Below are 12,375 nucleotides of genomic sequence, written 5' to 3' on the forward strand. Positions count from 1 at the left end.
CCTGCGCGGAGCGTCAGGCGTCGGTGTCCTCGAGCGCGTCGAGCGTCGCGATGTCCTCGGCCGACAGCGCGAAGTCGACGTCGGCGTTCTCGGCGATGCGCGACGGCGTGGTGGACTTCGGCAGGGGCAGGACGTCCTTCTCGAGCAGGTAGCGGATCGCGACCTGGGCGACGGACTTGCCGTACCGCTCGCCGATCGCCCGGATCGCCTCGTTCTCGAGCAGACCGCCCGTGGCGAGCGGCGAGTACCCCTCGACGAGGATGTCCCGCTCGCGGCAGTAGGCGGTGGTCTCGTCCTGGGTGTTGCCGATGAACCAGCGGATCTGATTGGCGTGCGGGACGACGTCGGTGTCCGCGGCGAGGGACTCGAGGTCGTCCACGTCGAAGTTGGAGACGCCGATCGAGCGGGTGCGCCCGGCGTCGTAGAGCTCCTCGAACACCTTCCACACCTCGATGTTCCCGGCGCGGTGGTCCGAGCCGATCGCGTTCCAGGGCCAGGGCGCGTGGATGAGGTACAGGTCGATCGGGCCGACGTCGAGCAGGCGCTCGGACTCGGCGAAGGCGTGACGGGCGCCGTCGGCGGTCTTCACCTCGGCCGGGCACTTCGTGGTCACGAACACCTCGTCGCGCGGGACGCCGCTGTCCTTGATCGCACGGCCGACGCTCGCCTCGTTGCCGTAGGCGCGTGCCGTGTCGATGTGCCGGTACCCGGCGTCGAGCGCGGCGCGGGTGGCGTCGTACGCGGCCGCCCCGTCGGGGATCTGCCAGGTGCCGAAGCCGATCTTCGGGATGTGCAGGCCGTTCGACATGGTGAAGGTGTCGATGAGTGCGGGCATGGCGGGACCTCCTTCGTCGGGCGCCGCGGACCGCGGCGTCGGGTGCCGAGGCGGACGCTACTCCCCGCCGGGGGCGGTGCGTGCGGTCGAGTCGCTCAGCGGCAGCCGCCGCCACGTCCCTCCCGCCCGCCCCGTGGCGCGGTCAGCCCTGCGGCGGCGTGTAGTACTGCAGGTCGTTGCCCTCGGAGTCCTTGAACGGCATGATCCGACCCCACGGGTGCTCGCTGACGGAGCCCTCGATGTCGGCGCCGCGCTCCTTGAGCGTCGCGATCTCGTCCTCGATGCTCCCGTCCGGCTGGAACGTGATGACGGCGCCGCCGTCACTCGCGGGCTTCGCGTCCTCGCGGGCGTTCAGGCCGATACGCAGGCCACCGCCGTCGATCTCGCTCCAGTCGTCACCCTCGTGCGTGACCTCGAGTCCGAGCGTGTCGCGGTAGAACGCGACCGCGCGCTGCATGTCCGTGACGGGCACCCAGACCGCCGCTACTCCCTGTGCCATGTCGTCTCCTTCGTCTCGGACCGACAGGGCGTCGGCCGCTGCAGCCCTTCCTACGCGTCGGGTGGCCGGAGCCGTGGGACGAGGACACCGGTGCTTCCCAGGGAACGCGTGTCTCAGCGCAGCGAGACGAGCCGCCCCCGCGCGGTCGGCAGGACACCGACGCGGTACTCGAGGACCGCGGGGGCCGCTCCGCCCCCACCGACGGTGGTGCTGGCCGCGCCGAAGCGCCACACGCGGTTGTAGAGGTACACGGCGATCTCGGTGCCGCCCGCGTCCGACACCGCCCACGTGCCGGTCCCCCACTGCGCCGGGTGCCCGCGTCCGTCGACCACGACGGTCGGTCGGGCGAACCACGCCAGCGCCGGCTTCCGGAGCCGCAGCTCGATCCGTCGTCTCGTCGTCCCGGAGGGCTGCGTCGCATCCACCCGCGAAGCGTACCCACTGGTACCGGCGACGACGGCCGCACGCAGATGGTTTGGAGCCGGAACCATCCGGCGTAGAGTGGCGCGCGTGACCGACCCGAGCACCGAGGGCTGGATCCGCCGCCTCTGGCGTTACATGCTCCGCCACCGCAGGAGCGTCGTCATCTCGCTGGTCGCGGCGCTGCTCGGGAGCCTCTGCCAGGTCGTCGTACCGCTCGTCGCCCGTCGCATCGTGGACGGCGTGATCGTCGCGCACACCTCGCCGCTCGGACCGTGGCTGGCGCTGCTCCTGGCGCTCGCCGCTGCGACGTTCGGCTTCACGTACCTGCGGCGGTACCGCGGCGGCCGGGTGGCGCTCGAGGTGCAGAACGACCTCCGCAACGACATGCACGACCACCTGCAGCGCATGGACTTCGCGAGCCTCGACCAGATGCCGACGGGGCAGCTCGTCAGCCGGGCGAACTCCGACTCGGCGCTCGTGCAGGGCCTGCTCAACATGCTGCCGATCATGAGCGGCAACGTGATCCTGATGGTCCTGTCGATCGTCGTGATGTTCACGCTGTCACCCCTGCTCGCCCTGGTCAGCCTCGTGATGGTGCCGGTCCTCGTCGTGACGGCGTACCGGATGCGGCGCCGGATCATGCCCGCGACCTGGGACGCCCAGCAGCGCGAGGGCGAGGTGGCGCAGATCGTCGACGAGGACGTCAACGGGGTCCGCGTCGTCAAGGCGTTCGGCCGGGAGCGGCACGAGGTCGAGCACCTGACGCGCGTCGCGACCGGCCTCTACGGCGCGCAGATGCGTTCGGTGCGGATCCAGGCGCGGTTCCAGCCCCTGCTCGAGTCGATCCCGACCCTCGCGCAGGTCGCGATCCTCGCGTTGGGCGGGTGGCTCGCCCTGGAGGGCCGGATCACCATCGGCACGTTCCTCGCGTTCACGAGCTACGTCGCCGCGCTCATGGCGCCCGCTCGGCAGCTCGCGGGCGTGCTGACGATAGGACAGCAAGCGCAGGTCGGCATCGAGCGGATCTTCCAGCTCATCGACCGGGAGCCCGCGATCCGGGACGCGCCGGACGCCGTGGCGGTGGACCACGTCCGGGGCGACGTCGTGTTCGAGGGTGTGACCTTCTCCTACGGGACCGGGAGTGCCGACATCCACCCTGCGCTCGACGGGCTCGACCTGCAGGTGCGACCCGGCGAGCGCGTCGCCCTCGTCGGGCCGAGCGGGAGCGGCAAGTCGACGGTCGCGTCCCTCGTCGCCCGGTTCCACGACCCGGAGTCCGGGCGGGTCCTGCTCGACGGACACGACCTCCGCGACCTCAGCCTGCACTCGATCCGTGGCGCCATCGGCATGGTGTTCGAGGACAGCTTCCTGTTCTCGGACACGGTCGGGGCGAACATCGCCTACGGGCGTCCCTCCGCGACCGAGGCGGAGATCCGCCACGCGGCCGAGGTCGCTCATGCGATCGGGTTCATCGATGCGCTGCCGAAGGGGCTGGACACCGTCGTCGGTGAGCGTGGCCTGTCGTTGTCCGGCGGGCAGCGGCAGCGGATCGCCCTCGCCCGGGCGATCCTGTCCGATCCGCGGATCCTCGTGCTCGACGACGCGACGAGCGCGATCGACGCCTCGACCGAGCAGTCGATCCACGACGCGCTCCGCGGCGAACTCCGGGACCGGACGGTGATCCTCATCGCCCACCGCGAGTCGACGCTGCACCTCGCCGACCGCATCCTGGTCCTCGACCACGGGCGCGTCGTCGACGAGGGGACGCACGAGTCCCTCGTCGCCACGAGTGCGGTGTACCGCGCGCTCGTCACCGGCCTCGACGACGACGCGACCGACGACACCGCGGCGGCGGCCTCGGCGGGTGACATCGACGCCCTGAGCCGGCTCGCGCAGGCGGCGGGCGGCGTGACGGACGATGCCTGGAGGCCCGGAGCGGCTGCGGCGACCACGGTCGCGACGTCGGGGCCCGGTGGTGGCCTCGGCATGGGGCTCGGCGGTCGCGGACGCGGCAGCGGGCGGGGCATGGCCGGCATGTTCGCGGCGACCCCGGAACTGCTCGCGCGGGTGGCGGCGCTCGGACCGATCCGGGACGTCCCGACGGTCGACCTCGACCGCGAGACCGTGCAGGACCGACGGTTCTCACTCGCCACGCTGCTGCGGGAGTTCCGACGTCCGCTGCTGCTGGCCCTCCTGTTCGTCGTGGTCGACGCGGTCGCCGGCCTGCTCGGGCCGGTGCTCGTCAAGACCGGCATCGACGACGGCGTGCAGCGGGGTTCCGAGGTCGTGCTGTTCGGCGCCGCGGCCCTGTTCCTGCTCGTGACGCTCGCGGACCTCGCCGACGGCATGGCCGAGACCTTCGTGACGGGCAAGGCGGCCCAGCGGATCATGCTGAGTCTGCGGATCCGGATCTTCGCCCAGCTCCAGCGGTTGTCCCTGGACTTCTACGAGCGTGAGATGGCGGGCCGGGTGATGACCCGGATGACGACGGACGTGGACCAGTTCGAGACGCTCATCCAGAACGGCCTGCTCTCAGCGCTCGTGTCGATCGTGACGTTCGTCGGGGTCGGCGTCGCGCTCGTGCTCATCGACCCCGAACTCGGTCTGCTGACCCTGTCGGTCGTGGTCCCGCTCGCCGGGGCGACCGTGTGGTTCCGGAGCCGGTCCTCCCGGTTGTACGACGAGGCGCGTGAGCGCATCGCCGTCGTCAACGCGGACTTCCAGGAGAGTCTGTCCGGCGTCCGCGAGTCCCAGGCGTTCGTGCACGAGGCCGCGACGGTGCGGCACTTCCACGCGCTGGGGCGGCGGTACCTCGACTCGCGGATCGCAGCGCAGCGTCTCGTCGCGACGTACTTCCCGTTCGTGCAGTTCCTGTCCGGGGTCGCCGACGTCATCGTGCTCGGCGTCGGCGCGACGCTCATCGGGTCCGGACACCTGACGTCCGGGGCGCTCATCGCGTTCCTGCTCTACATCGACATGTTCTTCTCGCCCATCCAGCAGCTGTCGCAGGTGTTCGACGCGTGGCAGCAGACGCGGGTGTCGGTGTCGCGGATCAGCGACCTCATGGCGCTCGAGACCCTCACCCCGGACGCGTCGGACGCCGTCGTCCCGCCCCGCCTGTCGGGTGCGCTGGAGCTGCGGTCGGTGCGGTTCGCCTATCCCGTGGTGCGCACGCCCGTGCGTCCAGCGGAACGCCGCGGCCCGGCCGACTCGCGCACCGCGTCCGCCGCCCCGTCGGCGAGGGCGGTCCGACCGCCGGAGGCACTGCACGACGTCACGCTCGCCGTGCGGCCGGGCGAGACGATCGCGTTCGTCGGCGAGACGGGCGCCGGCAAGTCGACCGTGATGAAGCTCATCGCGCGGTTCTACGACCCGGACGACGGCGCCGTCCTCGTCGACGGGCGGGACCTCCGCACGCTCGACCTGCGGGCGTACCGCGGGCAGCTCGGGTACGTGCCGCAGGAGGCGTTCCTGTTCACCGGCACCGTCCGGGACAACATCGCCTACGGCCGGATGGACGCCACCGATGCCGAGGTGGAGGCGGCGGCGCGCGCCGTCGGTGCACACGAGTTCGTGTCCGAGCTGCCCGGCGGCTACCACCACCAGCTGTCGGAACGGGGGCGGTCCCTCTCCGCGGGGCACCGGCAGCTCATCGCCCTCGCCCGTGCCGAACTCGTCGATCCCGCGGTCCTGCTGCTCGACGAGGCCACCTCGAACCTCGATCTGCTCACCGAGGCGCGCGTGACGGCGGCGATGCAGACCGTCGCGTCCGGACGGACCACGATCGTCATCGCCCACCGGCTGCAGACGGCACGCGCGGCACACCGCATCGCCGTGATCGCGGGAGGGCGGATCGCGGAACTCGGCCCGCACGACCAGCTGCTCGCGCGCGAGGGCCGGTACGCGGCGATGTGGCAGGCATACGAGGCCGTCGACGCGCGATGAGGGCGCGCTCGCCGCTCGCGACGACCCCGCTCCGACGGACGGGAGGGACGGCACCAGCTCGTGCCGTCCCTCCCGTCCGTCGATGGTGCGGTCAGCGGCGCCGCTTGTCCATGACGCCGGCGGCGGACCGCTGCTGCTCCCCCTGCTGGGCGCCCATCACGAGCAGGATGCCCGTGAGCACCGGCGTCACCCACTGCAGGATCTTCTGCTGACGCTGCGCTGACGTGAGCGTCGACGAGGCTGCGGGCGACGCCTCCGTCGTGCCGGCCGCGCCCTCGGAGGCGTGCTCGGCCATCTTCTTGCCCAGCGATGCCGACCAGAAGGTCGTCACGGCGGCGACGATCGTGAGCGTCAGCTTGACGCCCGTGTTGGTCCGGGCCTCCGGCTGCACGCCGAGCCGGTCGCGGTTGGCGATGATCAGGCCGGCGCCACCGATCGCGTGGACCGAGAGCGCCGCCAGCTGCAACGGCGCCCACTTGCTCCACCCGAGCGCCGACAGCGTGAGCCGCTCGACCGGGTCCTTCGCTCCGGCCGCAGCGCCGTTCAGGCCGGTCGCCCCCATGAGGTTCCCGCCGAACCAGGCGGCGAGCCCGATGTCGTGCATGCTGCGGATGACGGTGTTGTTCTCGGACATGGTGCTCCCTGGTCTGCTCCGGCGGTGCCGGCGGTGTGTGTCTCGGCGGTGGTGCGGCTCCGGCGCGTCGAGCGTCGCAGCGACGACGCGGGTGGTGGCCGATGGCGTCCGGACCCGGGCTGGCGTGGCAGAGCGGACGCTACGCGGGTGGAGGATCGGGGCGGCCCAGGACCGTCCCATGCACGTCGGTACGCCTGGTCGGCTGGTCAGCCCGCCGTGCGCGCGAGCACGAACCCCTGCCGGTGCCGCTCCACCTGCCGGGGCGCGCGGTCGAGGACGGCGTCGACGCGGAACCCGAGTGACCGCAGGAGCCCGGTGACCGACGACGGCTCGTGCAGGAACGCCGTGAGGGGGGCCTCCTGTCCGTACGGCCGCTCGATCGTCCGTGTGCCGGTACCGGCCTGGAACCCGAGCAGGAACACGCCATCCGGGCGGAGCACCCGCCGCACCTCGGTGACGACGTCCCGCAGTCCGTCGGGTGCCGTGTGGATGATCGAGTACCACGCGAGCACGCCCGCGAACGTGGCGTCGTCGAACGGCAGGGCCGCGAGGTCGCTCTGCCGCAGGTCCACCGCGATCCCTCGTCGGGCGGCGTGGGCCAGCATCCCGGACGAGATGTCGACGCCGGTGAGCCGCATCGTCCCGTCACGGTCCTGCAGGTGCCGGAGCATCCTGCCGGTGCCGCATCCGGCGTCGAGGACGGTCGCGGCACGAGGGAGCATGTGCGCGAAGTGATCGACCATCGCCATGTCGATCGGCGCTTCGAAGGACGTGTCCGGCAGGTGTTCCGCGTAGGTTTCCGCCGCTGCGTCGTACCCGGATCGGGTCTGCTCGAGAAGCGGGTCGCTCACGCGCTGGAGGCCGAGCGGTGCGCCCGGAGTGCCTCCACCACCAACTCGTGATCGGCGTGCATCTCGAGTCCGCTGACGCCGAGGACCCCGACGAGCGCGCCACGGACCCGGAGCGGGAATCCGCCCCCAGCCGCCTGGTACAGCAGCGGGTCGAGCGCGGAGGAGGCCCCGAACGTCGTGCCGTCGGCCTCGTACTGCGTCCGGACCGCGAGCGTCGAGTGCCCGAAGTGGCGAACGACCCGGAACTTCCGATCCAGCCACGCGTCGTTCACCGCGCCGGATCCGGGCGTCGCGACGTGGAACACCCGCTGCTCACCGAAGGCGACGGCGACGCCGACGCCGAGCCCGCGCTCGATCGCGGTCGCCCGCAGCCAGGAGCCGACCGCCCATGCGTCGTCGAGGTCGAAGCGCTCCTGCTCGAGTTCACGCTCCTCTGCGAGCAGGCGCTCGAGCTTCTCCTCGGGCTGCAGGTCGCGCAGTGCCGCCATCGCCAACTCCTCGTCGTCCTCGACCGATCGGGTCGACACCGACCGTACCGGTACCGGGCGGGGCCCGTCACCGGGCCGGACGTGCCCCCACCTCAAGCAGACGGGGGCGGTTCCCGGTCACCGGTTGGTCCCGGTGGCCCACACCGCCTTGCCGTTCTTGTAGAGGACGAGGTTCCCGTCGCTCTGCTGCGTGAGCTTCATCCCGGAGCCACCGAACCGACTGGTCTTGCTCGACCACAGGGCCTTGGCCGCCTTCGTGTAGAGCACGAGGTTCCCGTCCGACTGCAGGGTCAGCTTCGCGCCGCCCTTGCCGCTCGTACGGGTCGACCAGACCGCCTTCCCGTCCTTGTAGACGACGACGTTGCCGTCCGTCTGCAGGACGAACTGGCGTCGCTCGGCGGAGTCCCAGATGGACTGACCGGCGGTGATCACGGCGCCGGGTGTCAGGGTGTCCGCGCCGGGGCGCTTGTTGTTCCACAACGTCGAGCCGTTGCGGGTGAGCCTCAGGCGCCCGTGGTCGTCGATGCTCAGGACGGCGCCAGCTCCCTTCCCCGAGGTGCCCGTGGCCCACACCGCCTTGCCCGTGACGGCGTACAGCACGGCGTTGCCGTCCGCCTGCAGTGCGAGGTGCGCGCCGTGGTACCGGGTCGTGCCGGTCGCCCAGAGCGCACGGCCGTTGCCGTACTCGACGAGGTTGCCGTCCGCCTGCATGTCGAGGTGGTACTGACGCGACGGGGAGTGGATGCTCTGGCCGGCCGTCATGGTGGTGGCGCCGAGGAGCTTGGTGCCGTCGGCGGAGATCCCGGTCACCGGCGGTGACGGGGTCTGGGTGGGCGACGGGGTCGGCGCCGGAGTCTGCGTCGGCGCGGCGGTCGGAGCCGCCGTGGGCGAGCCGGCCGGCGTCGGGCTCGGGGTCCCCGTGGGCGGGGTGCTCGACACCGGCGGGGTGGACGAGCACGCCGGTGACACGGGCAGGTCGCCGCGGAGCTTCGACCAGTTGGGGCTTCCGAGACCGGTCGCGAGGTCGTAGCCCGCCGTCGCCGGGTACGTGCCGTTCGACCCGCTCGTGACGTCCTGGAAGTCACCAGGGTGGGCGTAGATCGCGGCGTGGATGTCGCCGATGCCGCTCGTGCAGCCGCGGTCCGCGAGGGTGGTGGCGAGCTGCGCCGCCATCATCGGCGTGGACAGGCTCGTCCCACCACCGAGCACCCAGCCGTTGGTGCTGCTGGTGTAGATGCCGGGGCCCTGGTAGGGGTCGGCCTCGGCCGCGATGTCGGGGACGGCTCGTCCCCGGGACGGATCGGCGTTCGTCCCCGCCTGGTACGACGCGGAGTCGAGGCTGGCGTACCCGCCACCGCCGGAACCACTGCTGTTGTTCCACACGCTCTCGGAGAACGAGCCGTCGGCGTTCTCGGTGAGGCTGGTGCCGCCCACGGCGACCACCGTGGAGCTCGCTGCGGGGTAGAGGACGCTGGTCGCCGGGCCGGACAGGCCCTGGCACGACGCCCCCGTGTCGCCGACCGCGGCGAACATGGTCGCGCCCGCTCCGACGATGCGGTCGATGGCGTCCTCGAGTGCTGCGTGCGTGGCCTGGTCCATGTCGGCCTCGCAGGACCCCCAGGACTCGCTGACCGCGGTGATGCCGTGGGCCACGACGTCGTCCGCGATGCGGCTGTAGGCGTCGTACACGCCCTGGGCGTCCTGGTTGACGAAGTAGATGCGCTGCGCGGCCGCGGGCGCGTTCCCGAGGATGGTCTCCTGGTCGAGCGCGACCTCGACCCCGCCGTTCGTGTCGCTCGGGGCGGTCGGGTCCGCTCCGTCGATCGGGATCTGTGTCACCGACGGGACAGCGGTCCCCGCCGCGTTCGCGTAGGCGGTGAGGTCCCCGGCGTCCCAGCCGGAGAACTGCACGGTGGCGATCGTGGTGCCGGCGCCGGCGTTCGCCGAGGCCGAGTAGGCCGTGCGGAAGTCGCTGACGGGCGTCCCCGGCACGCTTGCCGGCACCGCGACGAGCCGCCGATCGATGCCGAGGACGGCGGTTGCCGCGCCTCCGAAGGACGCCGGCATGGTCAGGTGGCCGACGGGGTGCATCTGCGTGCCGGTGCCGACGACGCGGACGCCGAACACGGCCTCCGCGTCAGCCACGGTCCCGCTCGCACTGACGTTCCAGGGCCCCGCGTCGGACACGGTGAAGCCGGCGTCGACGAGTGCCGCCTCGACCCGCGCGCGACCCGAGGTCGTGGGGCTCGTCCCGGCGATCCGGGTCCCCCGCTGGTGCGCGGAGAGGCCGTGCGCCCTCGCGGGCAGGTCGCGCAGCGCCGCGCGGTCGCGCGGCGTCAGCACGACGGTGAGGTCGACCCGGGTGTCCGCCGGTGTCGCACCGGTGGACGCGGAGCCGGTGGAGGCGTGGGAGGCCGGCACCGTCGGTTCCGGGACGACGGGCTGGAGCCGCGACGCGGACGCGGGCACGGCGATGCCGATGACGGTCGCCCCGGCGAGTGCGGCGACGACGATGCCGGCGAGGGTGCCCTTCGTCGCTCGGGATCCGGCCCCGGTCGTGTGGGCGGAACGGTGGTCGCCGCGGCTGCCGGTCATGCTGCCTCCCTGTCCGGTCACGCCGTCGGTGGGACTCGATGGCGTGGGTGCGATGTCGCTCGTCGGCTCGTCGATCGACGCGACCCCGACGTGCGCCCTCCCCGATGGACGGCAGAACGTGGACGAGGTCTGCGGACACGACTGACCCGTGTCCGCCGACGGTGCCCCGAGCCCCTGTTCGCTCGGTCGACGGCCGGCGCCCACGATACGTTCGGGCGGCGACTCGGCAGTAGTGGTGCCGACTGTTTCACCCTCGAACTGGGACGTCGAGCGCCGCACCCGGCGCTGCGCGGAGCTCGCCGGGACGGTCCGCGGTGCGGTCCACCGTCGCGCACCGTTTGTCCCACGTTCTGGGAGGGTCCCCAGAACGCGGGAATTGTCCGCAGCGCACGCTGCCGCATTCCTTGTCTCATGGCCAACCACCACGACCTGACCGGCAGGCCGCGGACGCGATCAGGAAGCGTCAGCACTTCCGTCGCTGTACCCACCGGGTCCTCCCGGCGTCCTCGGACACGGAGGACCTGGGCAGCGATCGCCGTTGCCGTGATCGCGGGCGTCACCCTGACCGGGTGCGTCAGCGGGCCCGGTGCGTCCGGCTCCCGCGCCGAGGGTTCCGCCGACGTGGCCTTCGCTGCACCCGCCTCCCCGACGGGCGCCGCAGTGGCGGCACCCGCGGCGCCCGGTGCGGTCAGCGGGACGGTCCGGGGCGGGTCGGCTCCGAGCGAGCACCCGCAGGTGTCGTCGGCTCCTCGGACCGGAGGGCCGTCCGCCGCAGCAGCCTCGGTGGAAGCCCGGACGACCCGTGGGCCCGCGACCGGGACAGCACCGCACACCGGCGCGCTGTCCGACGCACTCCCTGCCGCACAGCTCGCCGTCGGAGTCCGCGAGCCGGCACCGGCCGCACCGAGCAGCTCCTCGCCCGCCGCGGCGCCGACCAGCTCCTCGCCCGCCGCGGCACCCAGCGCTGCGCCGTCGCCGGCCGCCAGCGCCGCCTCGTCGACCGCCGTGGTGCCCCCGCGGACCCCGATCACCATGATCGGGACCCCCGCGTGGGTCCCGGTGGGCGCCAGCCCCTCCCCCGCCTCCTCGGGACGCGGGAAGGGCATCTCGCCCGGTGGTCTGTACGAGAACACGATCAACACGATGAGCGCGTCGGCGGCGACCGCCGTCTTCGCCGACATGCGTTCGACGGGTGCGACGTGGGTCCGCCTCGACTACAACTACGCCGGGAACACCAGCCGCCACGGTGGCGCGACGACCCAGACGATCACGGCCGCCCGGTCGGCCGGGCTGGACGTGCTCGTCATCCTCGGTGACGGCACCGCGCCGATGCCCGAGTCCGCCGGGTACAAGGCGGCCGGTGGGTGGATGACGTCCTCCGTGACGCAGCTCGCCGCGCTCGGCGTGCACACGTTCGAGATCGGCAACGAGGTCAACCTCGGGGCGAACTGGGGCGGGACCCCGGACCCGGCCGCGTACACGGCGTTGCTCGAGACCGTGTACCCGATGATCCACGCCGCGGACCCGAAGGCGACCGTCCTGATGGCCGGTATGGCGCCCTACGGCAAGGAGTCCCCGACACGGAGCGCTCAGGGCAGCAACTACCACCCGTTCGACTTCATCGACCAGATGTACGAGGACGGGGCGCGCGGCAGCTTCGACGCGCTGAACCTGCACCCGTACGTGTACCCGGCGATGCCGGCGACGTCGGACGGGGGCTACAACGTCCTCTCCGTGCTCCCGGACCTGCTCGCGATCATGTCGAGCAACGGGGACAGCGCGAAGAAGATCTGGATCACCGAGGCCGGGATGCCCACCGGCACCGACGGCGGCTACCCCGCGTACACCGTCGCGCAGCAGCAGCAGACGATCACCCAGCTGTTCCAGGTCGCCGCGAAGTACCCGCAGCTCGGTCCGGTGTTCCTCTACGACTGGCAGGACGGCGGCATCGACGGTGACTTCGGCCTGTACACGTCCGCGCACGTCAAGAAGCCGTCGTACGCGACGTTCGCCGGCATCAGCTACTGACCAGCAGCCCCCGACGGACCCGGCGGCGGTGACGGAGGACCGACCGACGACGCGGTACGGTCGGCGGCGGGAGCGAC

The 12,375-nt window shown here is 72.3% G+C and carries 9 protein-coding genes; 2 read left to right on the top strand and 7 right to left on the bottom strand.

The genetic code is table 11. The annotated features are described in order from the left end of the window. Positions 1–13: 13 nt before the first annotated feature. The 3 genes from DEI92_RS04750 to DEI92_RS04760 form a co-directional block, all read right to left on the bottom strand. Complete coding sequence (locus DEI92_RS04750) at positions 14–835, bottom strand: aldo/keto reductase (protein ID WP_111012555.1); 822 nt, start codon at positions 833–835, stop codon at positions 14–16. 142 nt (positions 836–977) lie between these two features. Beyond that, entirely contained in the window at positions 978–1,334 is a 357-nt protein-coding gene (locus DEI92_RS04755) for a VOC family protein (RefSeq protein ID WP_111008724.1), read from the bottom strand. A gap of 113 nt (positions 1,335–1,447) precedes the next feature. Beyond that, positions 1,448–1,759, bottom strand: coding sequence for a hypothetical protein (locus DEI92_RS04760; RefSeq protein ID WP_111008723.1), 312 nt, complete (start codon positions 1,757–1,759; stop codon positions 1,448–1,450). A gap of 85 nt (positions 1,760–1,844) precedes the next feature. Between DEI92_RS04760 and DEI92_RS04765 the strand changes: the two genes are divergently transcribed. Next, on the top strand, positions 1,845–5,702 hold the full coding sequence (locus DEI92_RS04765; RefSeq protein ID WP_220037453.1) for an ABC transporter ATP-binding protein: 3,858 nt from the start codon (positions 1,845–1,847) through the stop codon (positions 5,700–5,702). A gap of 91 nt (positions 5,703–5,793) precedes the next feature. On the opposite strand, the gene DEI92_RS04770 is transcribed toward DEI92_RS04765, so the two are convergent. The 4 genes from DEI92_RS04770 to DEI92_RS04785 all read right to left on the bottom strand — a co-directional run bounded on the left by DEI92_RS04770 (position 5,794) and on the right by DEI92_RS04785 (position 10,270). Further along, positions 5,794–6,336 (bottom strand): hypothetical protein, encoded by a 543-nt coding sequence (locus DEI92_RS04770; RefSeq protein ID WP_111012556.1) that lies wholly within the window; start codon positions 6,334–6,336, stop codon positions 5,794–5,796. 206 nt (positions 6,337–6,542) lie between these two features. Beyond that, on the bottom strand, positions 6,543–7,187 hold the full coding sequence (locus tag DEI92_RS04775) for a class I SAM-dependent methyltransferase (RefSeq protein ID WP_111012557.1): 645 nt from the start codon (positions 7,185–7,187) through the stop codon (positions 6,543–6,545). After that, on the bottom strand, positions 7,184–7,675 hold the full coding sequence (locus tag DEI92_RS04780) for a heme-degrading domain-containing protein (protein ID WP_111012848.1): 492 nt from the start codon (positions 7,673–7,675) through the stop codon (positions 7,184–7,186). Before DEI92_RS04780 ends, DEI92_RS04775 begins: the two co-directional genes overlap by 4 nt. Positions 7,676–7,792: 117 nt before the next feature. Beyond that, on the bottom strand, positions 7,793–10,270 hold the full coding sequence (locus DEI92_RS04785; RefSeq protein WP_111012558.1) for a hypothetical protein: 2,478 nt from the start codon (positions 10,268–10,270) through the stop codon (positions 7,793–7,795). A gap of 1,032 nt (positions 10,271–11,302) precedes the next feature. Between DEI92_RS04785 and DEI92_RS04790 the strand changes: the two genes are divergently transcribed. Beyond that, a complete protein-coding gene (locus tag DEI92_RS04790) occupies positions 11,303–12,298 on the top strand; it encodes a hypothetical protein (RefSeq protein WP_146249099.1) in 996 nt (331 codons plus the stop codon). Positions 12,299–12,375: the final 77 nt, after the last annotated feature.

Source organism: Curtobacterium sp. MCBD17_034, from assembly GCF_003234515.1.
Taxonomy (GTDB): Bacteria; Actinomycetota; Actinomycetes; order Actinomycetales; family Microbacteriaceae; genus Curtobacterium.